The organism is Streptomyces sp. NPDC059255, assembly GCF_042752355.1.
Lineage (GTDB): Bacteria > Actinomycetota > Actinomycetes > Streptomycetales > Streptomycetaceae > Streptomyces.
The window spans coordinates 26,721-43,172 of the sequence record NZ_JBHYZP010000057.1 but is presented as its reverse complement, the minus strand read 5'-3'; the positions used below and the strand labels follow the sequence as shown (position 1 = coordinate 43,172).

General features: G+C 69.6%; 18 protein-coding genes and 2 pseudogenes. 12 read left to right on the top strand and 8 right to left on the bottom strand.

Translation table 11 applies throughout. The features are described 5' to 3' along the window. Positions 1-104 precede the first annotated feature (104 nt). Positions 105-251 (bottom strand): hypothetical protein, encoded by a 147-nt coding sequence (locus ACFXKG_RS38910; protein WP_384849608.1) that lies wholly within the window; start codon positions 249-251, stop codon positions 105-107. 442 nt (positions 252-693) lie between these two features. Next, positions 694-1,269, bottom strand: a complete 576-nt coding sequence (locus tag ACFXKG_RS38905) for a TetR/AcrR family transcriptional regulator (RefSeq protein WP_384849605.1) — start codon at positions 1,267-1,269, stop codon at positions 694-696. A gap of 100 nt (positions 1,270-1,369) precedes the next feature. Between ACFXKG_RS38905 and ACFXKG_RS38900 the strand changes: the two genes are divergently transcribed. The 5 genes from ACFXKG_RS38900 (at position 1,370) to ACFXKG_RS38880 (ending at position 5,315) form a co-directional block, all read left to right on the top strand. Then, on the top strand, positions 1,370-1,951 hold the full coding sequence (locus ACFXKG_RS38900; RefSeq protein ID WP_384849602.1) for an RBBP9/YdeN family alpha/beta hydrolase: 582 nt from the start codon (positions 1,370-1,372) through the stop codon (positions 1,949-1,951). 24 nt (positions 1,952-1,975) lie between these two features. Beyond that, positions 1,976-2,695 (top strand): type 1 glutamine amidotransferase domain-containing protein, encoded by a 720-nt coding sequence (locus ACFXKG_RS38895; RefSeq protein ID WP_384849600.1) that lies wholly within the window; start codon positions 1,976-1,978, stop codon positions 2,693-2,695. A 268-nt stretch (positions 2,696-2,963) separates the two neighbouring features. Then, positions 2,964-4,049 (top strand): MerR family transcriptional regulator, encoded by a 1,086-nt coding sequence (locus ACFXKG_RS38890; RefSeq protein ID WP_384849597.1) that lies wholly within the window; start codon positions 2,964-2,966, stop codon positions 4,047-4,049. Between the two features lie 524 nt (positions 4,050-4,573). Then, positions 4,574-4,912, top strand: coding sequence for a Tn3 family transposase (locus ACFXKG_RS38885; RefSeq protein ID WP_384849614.1), 339 nt, complete (start codon positions 4,574-4,576; stop codon positions 4,910-4,912). Between the two features lie 223 nt (positions 4,913-5,135). After that, positions 5,136-5,315 carry a hypothetical protein gene (locus tag ACFXKG_RS38880; RefSeq protein ID WP_384849594.1) on the top strand — a complete coding sequence of 60 codons (180 nt, stop codon included), beginning with the start codon at positions 5,136-5,138 and terminating at the stop codon, positions 5,313-5,315. Positions 5,316-5,519: 204 nt separating this feature from the next. On the opposite strand, the gene ACFXKG_RS38875 is transcribed toward ACFXKG_RS38880, so the two are convergent. Beyond that, positions 5,520-6,080, bottom strand: coding sequence for a TetR/AcrR family transcriptional regulator (locus ACFXKG_RS38875; protein ID WP_384849591.1), 561 nt, complete (start codon positions 6,078-6,080; stop codon positions 5,520-5,522). Positions 6,081-6,197: 117 nt separating this feature from the next. Between ACFXKG_RS38875 and ACFXKG_RS38870 the strand changes: the two genes are divergently transcribed. From ACFXKG_RS38870 to ACFXKG_RS38850, 5 genes and pseudogenes are all read left to right on the top strand, one after another. After that, entirely contained in the window at positions 6,198-6,890 is a 693-nt protein-coding gene (locus ACFXKG_RS38870) for an SDR family oxidoreductase (RefSeq protein ID WP_384849588.1), read from the top strand. Positions 6,891-6,937: 47 nt separating this feature from the next. Next, on the top strand, positions 6,938-7,993 hold the full coding sequence (locus ACFXKG_RS38865) for an aldo/keto reductase (protein ID WP_384849585.1): 1,056 nt from the start codon (positions 6,938-6,940) through the stop codon (positions 7,991-7,993). A 135-nt stretch (positions 7,994-8,128) separates the two neighbouring features. Further along, a complete protein-coding gene (locus ACFXKG_RS38860; RefSeq protein ID WP_384849582.1) occupies positions 8,129-9,226 on the top strand; it encodes an NADP-dependent oxidoreductase in 1,098 nt (365 codons plus the stop codon). Between the two features lie 1,096 nt (positions 9,227-10,322). Beyond that, positions 10,323-10,526: pseudogene (locus ACFXKG_RS38855) on the top strand (hypothetical protein); the annotation flags it as partial. Between the two features lie 40 nt (positions 10,527-10,566). Beyond that, positions 10,567-10,740, top strand: coding sequence for an ester cyclase (locus ACFXKG_RS38850; RefSeq protein ID WP_384849580.1), 174 nt, complete (start codon positions 10,567-10,569; stop codon positions 10,738-10,740). On the opposite strand, the gene ACFXKG_RS38845 is transcribed toward ACFXKG_RS38850, so the two are convergent. Continuing rightward, a complete protein-coding gene (locus ACFXKG_RS38845; RefSeq protein ID WP_384849577.1) occupies positions 10,682-11,410 on the bottom strand; it encodes a hypothetical protein in 729 nt (242 codons plus the stop codon). The genes ACFXKG_RS38850 and ACFXKG_RS38845 overlap by 59 nt on opposite strands. A 766-nt stretch (positions 11,411-12,176) precedes the next feature. On the opposite strand from ACFXKG_RS38845, the gene ACFXKG_RS38840 reads away from it, so the two are divergent. Beyond that, the gene (locus tag ACFXKG_RS38840; RefSeq protein WP_384849611.1) at positions 12,177-12,320 is read left to right on the top strand and encodes a DUF4158 domain-containing protein; all 144 of its coding nucleotides are present in this window, start codon (positions 12,177-12,179) and stop codon (positions 12,318-12,320) included. A 125-nt stretch (positions 12,321-12,445) separates the two neighbouring features. On the opposite strand, the gene ACFXKG_RS38835 is transcribed toward ACFXKG_RS38840, so the two are convergent. Next, complete coding sequence (locus ACFXKG_RS38835) at positions 12,446-13,321, bottom strand: alpha/beta hydrolase (protein ID WP_384849574.1); 876 nt, start codon at positions 13,319-13,321, stop codon at positions 12,446-12,448. A 46-nt stretch (positions 13,322-13,367) separates the two neighbouring features. Beyond that, the gene (locus ACFXKG_RS38830) at positions 13,368-13,979 is read right to left on the bottom strand and encodes a GNAT family N-acetyltransferase (RefSeq protein ID WP_384849571.1); all 612 of its coding nucleotides are present in this window, start codon (positions 13,977-13,979) and stop codon (positions 13,368-13,370) included. Positions 13,980-14,128: 149 nt separating this feature from the next. On the opposite strand from ACFXKG_RS38830, the gene ACFXKG_RS38825 reads away from it, so the two are divergent. Beyond that, a complete protein-coding gene (locus tag ACFXKG_RS38825) occupies positions 14,129-15,094 on the top strand; it encodes a TetR/AcrR family transcriptional regulator C-terminal domain-containing protein (protein ID WP_384849568.1) in 966 nt (321 codons plus the stop codon). A 159-nt stretch (positions 15,095-15,253) separates the two neighbouring features. Here ACFXKG_RS38825 and ACFXKG_RS38820 read toward each other — a convergent pair whose 3' ends face one another. Both ACFXKG_RS38820 and ACFXKG_RS38815 read right to left on the bottom strand, forming a co-directional pair. Continuing rightward, positions 15,254-15,499, bottom strand: coding sequence for a hypothetical protein (locus ACFXKG_RS38820; protein ID WP_384849565.1), 246 nt, complete (start codon positions 15,497-15,499; stop codon positions 15,254-15,256). An 11-nt stretch (positions 15,500-15,510) separates the two neighbouring features. Next, positions 15,511-16,301: pseudogene (locus ACFXKG_RS38815) on the bottom strand (alpha/beta fold hydrolase); the annotation flags it as partial. Positions 16,302-16,452 lie beyond the last annotated feature (151 nt).

Here is a 16,452-nt window from a genome sequence, read left to right as displayed (position 1 = left end):
TCCAGCCGGGCCCACTGGCTACTTGTCAGATCTCCACCACGCTCCACGACACGTGATCATTCACGACCAAGATCCACTTTCGCAACAGGCCCTAGGCCCTGTCTTCAGAGTCCCACCTGACTCGCGACGCCCGGAACGCACGCTCGCTGCGGGAACTTGGACCGCGAGTAACTGGTCATCGGCTGCGGCGTGGCGACGGTCAGCTCGGCGAGTTGGGCGCGCGCCGCGTCGGCGGACGCGGGCTCCGGCATCCGGAAGGACACCGCGGCAGGAACAGCCGCAGCGGAGGAAGCAGCGAGAGCAGGCCCCGGCGCCGCCGTGCCGAGCACAGCAGCCAGAGAGAGAACACCGGCGTGGTGACTGTACCGGTGGTGTTCGCGGCTGCGGCTGTCCGGGGCCCGGCCGGCCAGGAGGAGGATCCTCGTGCAGAGTCCCGCCACGTTCCCGCCCACCACGTCCGGGCCGGCGGCCGGCGGCCCGGTTCGTTCCCGCCGGCTGACCGTCGCCGCCCGGGGCGGGCGGAGGGGTTTGAAGGATGTTCTGAGCCCTCATGCATCATCCGTTCGGCGTCCCGTCGAGCGGGCCGGCCGGATCCGTAAACGCCAGTGGTGCAGCAGCTGCGAAGGCCGTCCGCCGGCCTTCGGCCGCGAGGCGAACAGGCACCACGACGTCGTGGAACGCTCATGGGGCCCTTTATACGGTGAGGCCGCGCAGGAGCTGGTCCATGTGGCCGGCGGCGGTCTCGGGGTCCAGGGGGAGATGGCCGACGAGGAGCCGGTACCAGAACACGCCGAAGATCTGGTCCACGGCGAGATCCAGGTCCGCGCCGGGCCGGATCTCGCCTCGCTCCCGGGCACGCAGCAGGATGCGCAGGACCACCTCCCTCCGCGACTCCGCCCAGGCCCGGAAGGGGCCCTCGAACGCTGGATCCAGCTGGGCCTCCGCCATCAGTCCCCGCAGGGCGCGCATGCGTGGAGGATGACGGACCCCCGTGTGGAGGTGCTGCGCGAACTCGGTCAGATCGGTGGCCAGGGAGCCGGTGTCCGGCTCGGGCACGATGCGGGCGACGAGGGCGGTATAGGCCTCCATCACCAGGTCGGGTTTGGACCGCCACCAGCGGTAGATGGTGCTTTTTGCCACCCCCGACCGTTCGGCGACACCCTCGATGGTGATCGCCTGGTAGCCACACTCCTCCAGCAGTTCCGTCGTGGCGGTCAGCACCGCCTTGTGTGCCTCCGCGTTCCGGATGCGCCCACCTGTGCGTGCCATGAGGCCCCGTCCTCCCTTTCGCCTTGACGTCCGTGCCGACTGTCGGTCGAATGCTACAGTCATTCGAAACGAAACGTAGCGTTCTGATTTGGGGAGAGAATTGAGCACCATCGTCGTCTCGCACGCCTACAACACAGACGAGCGCAGCGTGTGGTATCCCTACCTGCGCGACCAACTCCAGTCACGCGGCCATACGGTCGAGGTCCCGAACCTCCCTGACGCTCACGCCCCGGGGCTGGAGCAGTGGCAGACCGCCTTCGCCGAACGGGCGCTCGCCGCCCCTGCCGGGGAGACCGTGCTGGTCGGCCACAGCATCGGCGCCGTCAACATTCTGCGTTTCCTCGAAAGGTACGACCCCGACCGCGGCGGCGCCTTCGCCGGCGCCGTCCTGGTAGCGGCCCCCGCGCACGAAGTCGGCTACGAAGCGCTCGCAGAGTTCTTCGCCAAGCCCTTCGACTGGGGTGCCATCCGTCCTGCCGCCCGGCGTTTTCACGTTCTGGCCGCCGCCGATGACCCCGTGCTGATACCCGATCCGTTCGGGCATGTCGCCGCACTCGTCACCAACCTGCGCGCCACCGCCACGATCACCCCCACCGGTGGCCATTTCGGCGCCGCTCCCGACGACCACATCGATCTGCCCGAGGCCGTGCGCCTCGTCCTGGACATCCTCGGAACACGCTGAGCTGAACGGTTGGGACAACTCATCATGGCGAAGAAGATCCTGTTCGTGATCAGCGCTGCCGACCACTGGACTCTCAAGGACGGCACCCGCCGGCCCGCCGGCTTCTGGGCCGAGGAGGTGATCGGCCCCTATGAGGAGTTCAAGGCGGCCGGCTACGAGATCGCGGTGGCCACCCCGGGCGGCGTGCCCCCGACCGCCGACGCGGTGAGCCTGACCCCCGAGTACTGCGGCGGGGAAGAGGGCGTGGCGAGAATGCGCGCCGCGCTCGCCACGGCGAGCGAACTGGCCAGCCCTGTGCGTATCGAGGACGCCGCTCCCGAGGAGTACGACGCCGTGTTCTACCCCGGTGGCTGGGGTCCAATGGAGGACCTGTCCGCCGACGCGGCCTCCGCAGGGCTGCTTGCCGACGCCCTGGCCGCTGGCAAGATCCTCGCTCTGGTCTGCCACGGCCCGGCCGCACTGCTGGCCACCGTCGATGCTGCAGGCAGATCGCCGTTCACCGGATACCGGCTCACCGCCCTGAGCAACGCCGAGGAGGCCATCGGAGGGCTGGCTGACAAGGCCCGGTGGCTGCTGCAGGACCGCCTGGTCGGCGACCTCGGCGCGGACTACCGCGAAGGTCCCGAGTACCAGCCGCACACCGAGACCGACCGCAACCTCTACACCGGTCAGAACCCGGCCTCCGCCGTCCCGCTCGCCCGCGAAGTCCTCAAGGCGCTGAGCCGGACTCCGGCTTCGAACTGATCCCATCCGGGGCGGGATGACGCGAGTGTGACCGCCGCTTCACAGGAAGCGGCGGTCCTTCCGCACGCTCTCACCGGTCGGCACGACCATGGTCCCCCCACGCGGTCCGCTGTGGCGTAGCAGGCGAGCCTGCTCGACCGCCGTGATGCTCTGGGACCGCGACGAGCCCGCAGCACAGCAGACTGACGCGGCAGTTCAGTCGTCGGTGTCCCGGAGGGGCGTGGAGGTTGTTGACTCTCCAGCCGCTTGAGACTCCATAGTGGCCGACGTGGACGACGAGTTGTACGTGATCGGGGACGTGGCGCGCCGTACCGGGCTGAGTGTCAGCGCCATCAGGTACTACGCCGACGCCGGGGTCATCGCGCCCAGCGGTCGTACGGCCGCCGGGTACCGGCTCTACGGCATCGGCGCCATCGCCCGGCTGGAGCTCGTCCGCACCCTGCGGGAACTCGGCGCGGGCCTGGACGACATCCGCCGGCTGCTGGCCGGCGAGATGGCCTTGGGCGATCTCGCCACGGCGCATCTCGCGCTGGTCGATGGGCAGATGCGCCGTCTGCAAGCCCGCAGGGCCGTCCTGCGGACCATTACCGGACAGCACACCACGACAGAACAGGTGGGTCTCATGCACAAGTTGGTCTCCATGTCCGACGACGACCGCGACCAGCTCATCGACGGGTTCTGGAACGAGATCAGCGACGGTCTCGACGTGCACCCCTCGTATGTCGAGCAGTTGCGCGGGTGGCGGCCGAAGCTGCCGGAGGAGCCCTCCGCCGAACAGCTCGAAGCCTGGATCGAACTGGCCGATCTGGTGCGGGACGGGGAGTTCCGCCGGTCCGTGCACCGCTTCTTCCACGACACCTTTTCCCGTAGTGCCAGGGCACGCCACGTGACGACACCGGCCGTGCAGCGGGTGATCGAGACACACGCGAAGATCCTCCAGGAGGCCGACGAGGCGCAGCGGTTCGGGCTGGCCCCGGAGTCTCCGCAGGCCCAGGACATTGCTGCCCGCCTGCTGGCCTCGATCGCCGAGTTCGAGGCCGAGTTGAGCGGGGTGCCGGTCGGGGAGCGGGCCGGGGAGCGGGACGGCGCCGGGATGCGGGAGTGGGTCCTCGCCACGGGCCGCGCCGACCCGGCGGGCGAAGCCGTCGAGAACGCCGTGTCCGGGTTCCAGGACATGTTCCAGGGACTGTTCGGCCGGTACATGTCGCTGGTGTCCACGATCAACGGGACACCGCAGGTGGATCCGGCGAGCGAGGAGGCGGCTTGGGAGTGGTTCACCGCGGCGGTCGCGGCGAGCCCGCGCGGGCAGTGGGCAGGCCGCACGGCGGCACCCGCAGATCCGTCGGGCGGGTGACACTCGGCTCGGCCACGTGGATCGGTCACGGGGCCCCAGCGGGGCGACGCAGGCAGCCTCGCCTCGGCCGGTCTCGCCTCGGGCGGACCGGTTTTCACGACCCACCACCGGAGAAGCTCGGCCACGAGGTTCTTGCCGGTCATCACCTCATAGTCCGGGCGCTCCGCAAGACGGGACCGCAGCAAGGGAAGTTCGGACCGCTGCCGGTGGGGGACCACGATTGTCAGCCGGCACCCCCCCGCCCAGCACGGAGCGCTCGAGTTGCGCATCGGCCAGAGCCCCGAAGGACCGTCGCGCCTTCGCATCCATCCGCCCACTCCTTGGCCACCAGCGGTCCGGAAGCCGTGATGAGCGGGTCGTAACGGTCGCCATCATCGTCAGCGGGTGCCGCGAGGCTGCGAGAGGTCATTTGTGATTGATCGAGATAGTTGTCACCTAGACGAGGTATCTGTCACTGGCTCGGGTAGCCAGCAGCATCGGTACATGGCCATGTGGAGCGGAAGTCGGTGTGCGTCTACTCGTAGCTGAAGTCCTGTTCGGCCTCCGAGGTCGCCTCGATGATCGAGGGCGTGCTGCGGCACCGCACCGACATGGAGGTGGACCGCCAGTACACCGACACCCACGGTGTGTCCATGGTCGGCTTCGCCTTCGCTCACGTGCTGGACTTCAAGCTGATGCCGAGGCTGAAGAACGTCGGCTCCGCGATGCTGTACTGGCAGGCGGCCGGGCAGGACGAGAAGTGGCCACACCTCGCGCCGGTGCTGTCCACCAAGACGATCAACTGGGACCTGATCGCCCAGAGGTGCGACCAGATCGTGGAGTACACCACCGCCCTGCGCCTGGGTGCCGCCGAGGCTGGGTAGGTGCTGCGGCGCTTCACCCGCGGCGGCCCCACGCACCGCTATCGGGCGATCGAGGAATTCGGGCGGGCGGTGCGCACGGCGTTCGCGACTACCTCGCCGACGTCGAGGTGCGCCAGGAGATCCACGAAGGGCTCCAGGTCGTGGAGAGCTGGAACTCCGCGAACAAGGACCTCTTCTACGGCAAGGACGCGACCTGGCTGGTGAGGACAAGGAGTCCTAGGAGGTGAGCATCCTTGCGCTGCACCTGCTCCAGTCCGCCCTGGTCCACGCCAACACGCTGCTGATGCAGCGGGTCCCCGCCGACCCGAAGTGGGCCGACACCCTCACAGACGCCGACCGGCGGGCCCGTCCCCACTGTTCTGGCCCCACGCGAACCCCTACGGCGGGTTCGAGCTGGACATGAACTCACACCTCGCCCGCGCCGCCGCGGCGTCCATGGTGCCCGGCCCCCGAACCCCGCCCGAGACGGGAACCGCCCGGTCGGCGGCGGGCGGCTCGGCCAGGTCGGCAACCTGAAAGCCGGTACCTGCGACGTCGCCCGGAGGGCTGGATCCGGTGGGGTGCATTGCCGCGCCATCCGGTTGTGCGGGGCGGACTGTGGAACGGATCAGCCGGATGCCGTCAACACCGCGCGCGCGGTGGTGAGGATCTCCTCGGAGAGCGGGGAGCCGTTGGTGGCCCGGGCCAGGACGAGTGCACCGAGCATGGTGCACAGCCGGGTGATGCCGTCCTGGTTCTCAGTGGTGAGCCACTCGGCGAAGTCGCCCACGCCTTCGGTGTAGATCCGGCGGGCTTCCCGGCCTTCGCCTTCGCGCGCGATGTCGGTGACGAGTGCGGCGACGGGACACCCGTCCGCCGGGCTGTCGCGGTGTGCAGGGGAGAGGTAGGCGTCGATCGTTGCCCGCTGGGCGGCGGCGCGCTGTCCGCCGTGCTGCTCGAATTCCTCCTTGTGATGCCGGGTGAGTTCGTTGAAGGTGTGGGCGGTGGCTTCGTCGATGAGTGCCTCTTTGGAGGCGAACTGCTTGTAGAAGCCGCCGTGGGTCAGTCCGGCCGCCTTCATGATGTCGGCGACGCTGGCGTGAGTTCCCTGTTCCCGGAACAGGCGAGACGCGGTCTCCACGACCCGCCGGCGGTTCTCCTCTGCCTGCGCCTGTGATGCGCGGCCCATGGGCCACCTCCCGATTGGATGTCGACTGGCATCTATCCTAGACCAGTGCTTAGATTGTGTATGTAATCTAATTTAGGCGTCGGTCGCTCGCCGGCGGCCGTAACACTGGGAGTGGGCATGGAACTGAAGGACGCGGTCGCGGTGGTCACCGGCGCCAACCGGGGGCTCGGACGGCATCTGGCTGCCCAGCTCGTCGAGCGTGGCGCGAAGGTGTACGCGGCGGCCCGGCGGCCCGAGACGGTCGACGTGCCGGGCGTCATCCCGCTGCGGTTGGACGTCACGGACGAGACGTCGGTGCAGGAGGCCGCCTGCGTGGCGTCCGACGCGACACTGCTGATCAACAACGCGGGCATCTCCACCGGCGCGGCGCTGATCGGAGGCGACCTGGCCGAGGTGCGCCTGGAGATGGAGACCAACTTCTTCGGCCCGCTCGCCGCGACCCGCGCCTTCGCCCCCGTGATCGAGGGCAACGGCGGCGGCGCCGTGCTCAACGTCCTGTCCGCCCTGTCCTGGTTCCACCCGGCAGGACTCGGCTCCTACGCCGCGTCCAAGGCCGCCGCCTGGGCGCTGAGCGACGCGACCCGTGAGGAATTGGCACCGCGCGGGATCACCGTCTCGGCGCTGCACGTCGGCTACATGGACACCGACATGGCCGCCGGCGTGCCCGCCGATCAGAAGGTCGCCGCCGCCGACGTCGCGGCCCAGGCCCTGCACGGCATTGAGACTGGCCTGCCCGAGATCCTCGCGGACGAGGCCAGCCGGTACGTCAAGCAGAGCCTGTCCGCGGCACCCCAGCCGAACGCAGGCTGACGCCCCCCGGCGCGACCACCTCCACACCCCTCAGACAAGGACATCTCATGCGCTACACGACCTTCGGCCACCGGACCGGACTGCGCGTCTCCGAGTACGCGCTCGGCACCGCGAACTTCGGCACCGGCTGGGGCGCAGGCGCCGAGCCCGACGAGGCCCGGCGGATCTTCGACCGGTTCGCCGAGGCCGGCGGCACCTTTCTCGACAGCGCGGACGGCTACCAGTTCGGCGAGTCGGAGGAACTGACCGGAAAGCTGATCTCCGCCGACCGCGACCACTTCGTCCTGGCTACGAAGTTCACCCTCGGTGCCGCCCCGCAGCCGGACATCTCCAAGACCGGCAACAGTCGCAAGAACATGGTCGCCTCGGTCGAGGCCAGTCTGAAGCGCTTGGGGACCGACTACATCGACCTGCTGTGGGTGCACTTCCCCGACGAGCTCACGCCGATGGAGGAACTCCTTCGCGGACTCGACGACCTGGTGAGCGCCGGCAAGATCCACCACGCCGCGCTGTCCAACTTCCCCGCCTGGCGCGTCTCGCGCGCGGTAACCCTCGCGGACCTGAAGAACTGGGCCCCGATCGTGGGCATCCAGCACGAGTACAGCCTCGTCGAGCGCACCGCCGACCGTGAGCTCCTGCCCATGGCCGAGAGCCTCGGGCTCGGCGCAGCCCTGTGGTCCCCGCTCGGTGGCGGACTGCTCACCGGCAAATACCGCGGCTCCGCCGAGGGGCGCCTGAGCGACCTGGGCATGGTCATCCACACCGAGAGCACCGGCCAGAAGACCGCCGTCGTCGACACCGTCCTGGCGATCGCCGAGGAGAGCGGCGTGACGCCCGCCCAGGTGGCGGTGGCGTGGGTGCGCGAGCGCGCCGCCCGTTCCGTGGCCACGCTCGTCCCGATCATCGGCCCGCGCAGTCTCTCCCAGCTCGACAGCTACCTCGGCGCCCTCGATGTCCAGCTGACCGACGAGCACTACACACGCCTCGCCGAGGTCAGCGCGGTGCCGCTCGGCGTGCCCCACGAGGGGATCGCCGCCTCACTGAACCGCCTCCAGGGAGGCGCCGCCGACCACGTCACCACCCCGGTCGTGCCGGTGGCCTGACGGGTGAACGCCTCTGAGGACGCGGTGCGCCCGCGCCGCACCCAGAAAGACAACACAAACTAGTTCGTACTGGGAGAAGCCTGGGTGAGCGGAGACTCCGACCTTCCACGGACGGGACACGGAACGGAGACGACGATGAAGGCTTTCATGGTCGAGAAGTACGGCGACCAGGCCGGGATGCGCGCCGCCGAAATCCCCGCCCCCCAGGTAGGTGCCGACGACGTCCTGGTCAAGATCCACGCGGCGGGCGTCAACCCGCTGGACCTCAGGATCCTCAACGGAGACTTCAAGGCGTTCATGCCCTACCGTCTCCCGCTCATTCTGGGCAACGACCTCGCCGGGACGGTCGTCCGGGTCGGCCCGTCCGTCACCCGCTTCTCGGTGGGCGACGACGTCTACGCCCGGCCTGACAAGGACCGCATCGGTACCTTCGCCGAACTCATCGCCGTCCCCCAGGATGACCTGGCACCCAAACCGGCCACGCTCACCATGACCGAGGCCGCGTCCCTCCCCCTGGTCGCCCTCACCGCATGGCAGGCACTGGTCGAGCGGGCCCGCGCGCAGCCGGGACAGAAGGTCCTCATCCACGGGGGCGCCGGCGGCCTCGGCTCCATCGCCGTCCAACTGGCGAAGGCGCTCGGCGCACACGTCGCCAGCACCGTGAGTACCACCAAGGTCGACCTGGCCAGGGACCTCGGCGCGGACGTCGTCGTCGACTACCGCACCCAGGACTTCGAAGAGGTCCTCGACGGCTACGACGTCGTCCTCGACAGCCTCGGCGGCGAGACCCTCGCCAAATCCCTGCGCGTACTCAAGCCCGGCGGCACGGCCATCAGCGTCGCGGGCCCGCCCGACCCGGCCTTCGCCCGCGAACTGGGCGCGAATCCACTCCTCCGCCTGGCCATGACCGCCCTCAGCTTGATCTGCACGTCTTGGTTGAGTTCAGGATCACGCGAAGGCCGTACCGGCGTCCCCGGAACACCCGGACGAGTGATCATCGGGTCCGCCCGTTCGAAGCCGAACGTACGCGAGGTCTGCTGTCGCCGTCAGGATCGCGGGGCCCATGGGTCGTCGTGCGCCGTCGGATCAGACTGTTCGGGGTGGAGCATTCCTCGGACGCAGCGCCGCAGTCCGGTCTCGTTCGACCCGCCGGCGGCGGCCATCCAGGGCAGGTCGTCCATGGCGTGGGCGCGCTCGTCGGTGGAGAGGTTGTCGACGACGGCGCGCAGGTAGTCGGGGGCGGGTTCGTCCGTGAGGCAAAGCCAGCCGATCGCAGCGGCCAGCCGGTCCTCGGGAGCTTGCGCCCGGTCCCGCCAGCGTTCTCGCATCCACACGGTGGTCGGCGGATGGGGGTGGGCACGGGTGCTTTCGGCCGTGGCGAAGACCAGGGCGGCGCGCACAATCGGGTCCTGCTCGGCGTCGAGCTGTGCGCGGAAGGCAGTACGGACCGCGCGATCGAGGTCGGTAGCGGCGGCCAGGGCGTAGGCGGCGCGGATCCGGATCGCAGGCTCGGGGTCGTGCAGAAGGGGTTTCAGGAGGGTGGCGTCGGCGGTGACCGCGGCCCGGGCGGCGGCAACCGACCAGCCCGCCGGGTAGCCGGTCACCTCGACCCCGTAGTCGTCGTAGAGGTCCTCGTACTGGGTGTCGGCGCGGTGGAGCAGCAGTTCGCCGCGGGAGGCGACGCCGAAGTAGCGGGCGCGGGCCGGGGAGGAGACTTCAGCGAGCGCGTCGGCACGGTATGGGCTGCGGGGGTCCGCAGCGATCCGGATCAGGAACGGTACGGCGAGCACAGCGGCGGCCCGCATGTCGTTGGCGCACATACCGCTCACAACACCCGTTCCGACACTAACGGATGAACTGCCGTTACGGAGCAGGGCGATGGCCTCCCTGACGTGATTCCCCTGCGGGAAGTTCTCCCAGGGGACCTCGTCGAGCAGGAATCCGTCCTTGACCTTGGGCTGCATGGCGGCCACCACCGCACGCACATCGAACGGCCCGCCCACGAATGAGGACAGGGCCGCCCCGTCCGCCAACGCTCGGCACATCGCGAACGTCGGATCAGTTCGCCACTCGCCCACGTCACGCCGCCCCACCGCTGAGTCCGATCGGAGTAGATCATGCCCGAGCGCACCGACGTCACTGTCGCGGCTCTGCCCTCGCGCCGCGGGGCGAACGCGAGGCCGGCGCTTCCTCAAGCAGGCCGCACGGACGGGTGATCGTCAGACCTTCCTGTTCGAAGCTGGACGTTAAACGACAAGCCAAGGCGGAACCCGCCGCGTGGGCGTGACGGTCCCCGTCCCGGACTGCGGATCCCGCTAGGAAGGCGGGCATGGAATCGCGCAGCAAGGACGTGGCCTCCCGCTTCCTGGAGGAGACGGAGGAGCGGGACCGTATCCCCGCGTACGACCATCTGTGCACGGGGGACTACCGCGAGCACGATCCGGCGATGCCGCAGGAGACCGTGGGCCTGGCCGAGGCCCGCGAGATCTACCGGGAACTGGTGACAGCTTTCGAGCTCAGGCACACCGCCGAGAGCATGGTCGCCGAGGACGACCTGGTGTGCGCCGTTTACCGTGCGGGGCCGCCACATCGGCGAGTACCAGGGATTCCCTCCGAGCGGCCGAACTTTCGAGGTGTCCGGCCAGATCACCTTCAGGTTCCGGGGCAGCAAAGTCGCCGAGACCTGGCTCAACTGGGACTACCAGGGTCTCCTGGAACAGCTCGGCGCACCGGAGACTGCCGGGTAACGCCCACTCTCCCCGCACCGCCACACCAGTGACCTGGTTCCCGGAGCCTTGGGCACGGCAGTCCTGCCGCCCCGTGATCCGTGTCGGGGACCGTTGCGCCGAGGGCGCGCGGAATCCGCGCGGGCGGGACGCAGAACACGCCCGCCCTCAGGAGGAAGACAGCGGCGGTGGACACGGTGGTGGCGACGGCCAAGGCGGTCAGCGCGAGGCCGGTCGCGGCGTCGGGGGAGGTGAAGGGCTGCCCGCGGTGGGCCTGCCAAGTGAGGATCCCGGTCAGGCCGAGGCAGAAGGCGGCGGCGATCCAGACCAGCGCGGTGCGGTGGCGGGGGCCGAGGATCCGGGGGCCAAGGGTGAGGAGCAGGCCCAGCAGGATCAGGGCCTGGAGGGAGTGGACGCCGACGAAGTGCGCCACGCGCCAGTCCCCGCCGACGGTGCTGAAGTTGGTGACCACCATCCCGGGGCCGCCGTCGGGCGGGCCCACGGTGTGCGCGCCGATGTACGGCATCCCGCCGAGGTAGGGCGAATCGGGCCGGGGGTCCGCCGCCGTCTCCTGCGCCGGGGTGGACTGCACCATGAGGTAGACGGCGACCGTACTCACGGTGACCACCACCATTCCCAGCCGCAGGGACCAGGCCAGCGCGGGCGGCTCGACCCTCCCCCGCAGCAGCAAGCCAGAACACGGTCACCAGGCCGATCGCCAGCATGACCAGCGAGGCCGCCAGCATGACCATGATCCTGGTGCCGGTGACGACGCTGGTGAAGTTGAAGTGACTGGTGGTCCCCTCTACCGCCGCCCAGGTGCCTCCCGCTCCCTCGACGGCCACGCAGACCACCGTCGTCCAGGCCATCACACCCACCAGACGGGCGTGGCCCCGGACGAAGGACATCAGCCAGATGAGCGTGACGGCGAACAGACCGAAGGAGAACGCGAACCGGGCGGGCTTCGCCCACGCAGGCTGCCCGGTGATCTCCCGCCCGTCCACCACCAGCCCCACCAGCGCGGCCACCAGGAACGCGCCCGCGACCACCACCGTCGCGACCATCGGCGGGTTGACCACCCACATCCTGCGCACCAGAGACCGCGTCCCGGACACCTTCACGACAGATCCGCCGTCCCTCGGCAACCAGACTGCTGTCCATGCTCCCGACGGGACAGATCGGCCGACCGCCCGCACGGTGGTGCGGTCACCCGACCGGTTCGCGGACCTCCACCACGTGGCCCCCCCCCGCGGGCCCGTCCTTTACCAGAAGGCACCACCCGGCCGGGCCGGAACAGGAGATCGCCGCACCACACGTCCAGGCGGCTGGGAGCGTCGCGCGCGAGAGCAGGCCCAAAGATCGAGGAGCGCGCAGGTGCCCACCAGCTTTCTGACCGAGGAGCAGCGCCGGCGGTTCGCCGATGAGCCCGACGAGGGCCAGCTCGCGGGTCGTTCCTCCTGGACCGGACCGCGCGGCGCCGGGCGATGGCCGCCAGGGGCACGCGGAACCGGATCGGCCTCGCCGTCCAGCTCGGGACCGTCCGCTACCTGGGAACCTTCCTCGACAACCCGGAGGACGTGCCTGCGGTCGTGGTCGGCTAGGGCGCGTATCGAGTCGTGATCAAGGAGTGGTCCGGGTGAGGTCTTTGATCCAGATCATCGCCCCCTCCCGAAGGCGAACCCCACCGACCGATCACGACTCTTCCCCAGGAGCGTGCCGCGCCGGGTCAGTGGCTGGCGAGCTCTGAGAAGATCTCCACCAGTTCGGGCCGGTCGAGCGGGCCGACATGGGGTGCGGCGACGCTTCGCACGTCGGTCGGGTTGTCCGGAGTGAGGCGGTCGGCCTCTTTGATGAATCGGTCCTGCAGCGCCGGCGGAATCAGCCGGTCGAGGGTGAAGCGTACGTAAGTCCGGGGTATCCGGCCCCAGGTGTGTGCTTCGCCCCGGGCTTCAGCCGTGGGGATGCCGGCGGTCTCGTCCGGTTCGAGTGTGGCGAGCAGCCGGCTCACGCCTTCGTCGGTGAAGTCTGCGGCAAGGGCGTTCTTGACGCCGTGGAACACCGCGGGGTCGGCCGAGCGCCAGTTGAGCCGGCTCACCCCGAGGGCCGCTGGGTCGGCGACCATGGCGGCGGTCACCTGGCCGACCAGGCTCTCGCTGTTCTCCGGGGTTTCGAGATAGGCGGCCAGGTTCGGCAGGTCCACGCAGCAGTAGGCGGCGACGTAGACGACCCGATCGAGCAGGTCGGGGATGGCGTTGCCGACCCTGCTCAGGGTGACGCCGCCCTGGCTCATGCCGACCAGGATCACGGGCCCCTGGCGGCGGGCACGGCGCACCACCTTCACGACGTGCTCGACGTAGTCGTCGATGGTGATCTTGGCGAGTGGCGACGGCTCGGTCGCCAGCTCTTCGAGGTTCTGCGGGGCCTGGTACGAACGGGGGTAGAACGCCTCCCGGCCGTGTCCCGGAAGGTCGACGGCGATACACCGGTGCCCGCGCAGGGTGAGTTCGCCGGTCAGGCCCGAAGCCCAGGCCGACGAGGAGTTGGTGCCGTGGACGAACACCAGGGTCGGCGGTCGCCGATCGGCGTTGCGGTTCGTTGTCATGGACGTTCTCTCCTATGTCCGTTGGACGGGTGGCGTGAGTGTGCGGTCAACGGTGCGGTGGGCGCCACATCGGCCACAGGGGCGGGCTGTCCGCCACGCGGACCGGCTCGCCGAGGTCCTCGAATCCGTGCCGCTGGTAGAGGGCGCGGCTGCGGGGCGAACTCGCCTCCAGATACGCGGCCGCCCCGTCGGCGTCCGCTCGCTCCAGCCGGTGCCGCAACATCGCAGAGCCGAGTCCAGCGCCCTGCCGCCCGCTGAGCACCCCCATGCACGGGAGGTAGAGGTGCGGTTCGCGGGCGGGGTGCCGTGGGGCCAGCGCCTGGCCCAGGGCGAGCAACCGCGCGCCGTTCTCGCCGAAGACCGTCTCCTGGCCCGCCTCCGGCGCGTCCGGGTGCTCCTCATAGGGCGTCCGGCCCGCGGCCAGGTTCAGCCATACCGAGGCGCCCTCGCGACGGCCGGCCAGGTATGCCTCGGCGACCGGATGGGTGAGCAAGGGGCGGTAGAAGTGCGCCTGGAGACGACCTCGTCGGTGTGCGTCAGGGAAGAGCCAGCAGGCAAGGGGATCGTTCATGAACGCCTCGGTCAGGACGTCCAGCACCGCCTGCTGGTCTGTGTCTTCCGCCCGCCGCACGGATGCGTACGTTGTATCAACAGCCATGCGTACACCGTAATGATGTTGTTCTTGAAGTAGCAGCACTATTGGCAGAAATTCTGGGTCCCAGCGCGCTAAAGTGAACTAGTGCCGGAGCTAGTGCACTAGTACATTCTTTGGTAGACGGCGACCGCACCAAGAGATCGGGGATTCCTGTGCCGACGTCAGCACAGCGACCGGAACCGCCGTACCGGCAGATCGCCGCGGAGATCCGTGCCCGGATCCTGACCGGCGACCTGCGGCCCGGCGATCGAGTGCCTTCCATCCGGCAGATCGCCCAGCGATGGGGTGTCGCGGTCGCGACCGCGACCAGAGTCATGGCCACTCTCCGCGACGACGGGCTTGTTGAAACGAAGGTCGGCGCCGGCACGGTGGTCAGCACCCGCACGGGTCAGAAGCGGCCGGTCGGCCTCACCGCACCACAGGGACCACGGCGGGTCGGCGCCCCCAAGCGGTCACTGAACCGGCAGCACGTTCTTCGCGCCGCCATCGCGATCGCCGACAACGAGGGATTCGACGCCGTATCCATGCGGCGGCTCGCGGCCGAGCTCGGCGTCGGCCCCATGTCGCTGTACCGGCATGTGGCGACCAAGGACGAACTGGTGACGCAGATGACCGACGAGGTCTTCGGTGAACCGGAGCTGCCCGTCCCGGGGCCGGAAGGGTGGCGGGCCAAGCTCGAACTGATCTCCCGCCGGCAATGGCAGATGTGCCGGCGACACCTCTGGCTGCCCAGGGCCGTCTCGTTCACTCGCCCGCTGCTCGTGCCCAACATGATGGCGCACACCGAGTGGACCCTGCGCGCACTCGACGGGCTTGGACTGCCCATGACGACACAGATTCGAGAGGCACTCACGCTGCACGCACTGGTCCTCACCGTCGCGCTGTCCATGGCGAATGAGGTCGAAGCCGAGCAGGAGACCGGTGTGACGCTCGACCGGTGGTGGCTGACACAGCGGGCCCGGGCCGACGAGCTCCTCCACTCCGGACGATTTCCGCTGCTGGCCGCGGTGACCGGGGAAGCGGTGTCGGACGTGGACGGATTGTTCGAGTACAGCCTTGCCCGCCATCTCGACGGCTTCGCCGCCCTGGTGGAGGGGCACGCCCGAACGAGCCCGTAGTCCTGTCCTCGTCAGAAGTGCTGAGGCAGGTTCGTGTCCGACTCGGTGGCCGGGCCGGCCGGGCGCGGCGAGCCGGTGCCCGGGCTCCCCGGGTCAGCACACGCCCAGGACCGTACCGAGGTTCCCGCGCTGTGGGACTCCTGGCACACGCGCCCGGCGTCACCGGCACCCGGGACGCCGGCCGTAGCCACGGCGGTGGCGGGTCCAGGGCGCGGGGATGGTAACGAGGACCGGGCTGCGGGAGCAGTAACAGGCGTAGGTGTACGCCTGTTCCGCGTCCACCGGTACGTGCGGTGCGGGCAGGTCCCGTTCGGGGCGGCCCGCCCACGCGTACAGGATGCCCGACACCAGCACGACGAGGCTGCCGGTCAGGGCGACAACGCCCCACAGGACGCGGTCGTTCACCGCGTGCGATGTGCTCCGGGCACGAGCTCCGCGGTGCGTTTCCCGCCGCTCGGGTCGATCAGTGTGTCGTTCAGGCCGTGGATCACCAGGGTGGGGACGCGGGGCCCTCGGAGCGCGTCGGCACGTGAGCCGTCGAGGATCATCGCCGCGAGCTGGCGTCCTGCTCCCGACGGTGGTAGGCATGGTCGTAACTGTGGGCTGCCAGCTCGTGAAGGACCGCGGGGTCGCCGTGGCGTTCGGAGGCCCACACCAGTTCCTGCTCCGCTGCGGCGATGTATCCCGCACGGTCCGCCGGTTTCGGAGTGGAGACCACCGCCTGGGCCTGGGGGGTGGACCGGCCGTACGCGGGTTCACCGGTCGAGGACATCATCGAGGTCAGGGTCAGTACCCGCTCCGGCCTGGTGACGGCCATGGTCTGGGCGATCATTCCGCCCATCGAGGATCCGACCACGTGAGCACCTTCGATGCCGAGCGCGCTGAGCAGGCCGAAGCCGTCGTCGGCCATGTCCTGGAGCGAGTAGGGCGCCATCGCGAGGGCGGACGGCATGTCTCCTGAGCTCACGGCGGCCATGAGCCGCCCGATGTCGACGGGACGGTCCTCGAACGTGGTGGACAGTCCGCAGTCGCGGTTGTCGAAGCGGATCACGTAGCGGCCACGATCGGCGAGTGCGCGACAGAAGTCCTCGTGCCACGCGATCATCTGGGCGCCGAGCCCCATCACGAGCAGGACTGGCGCGTCGGCGGGGTCACCGAACGTCTCGTAGGCGATGGATACTTTGGGTGAGACGTCGACGATCGGCATGTCGGCGTGTCGGCAGTCTCTCAGCATCCTCGGCCGGCGCGCACCGGGATTCTTGGGGCTGTCCTCCGGATCTTGCCGTGCTCGCGGACCCCCACCCGGTCTCCGCGGCTTTCCCGCCGGGGAGGGGGACCGGCCGGCGCGACGAACGGTC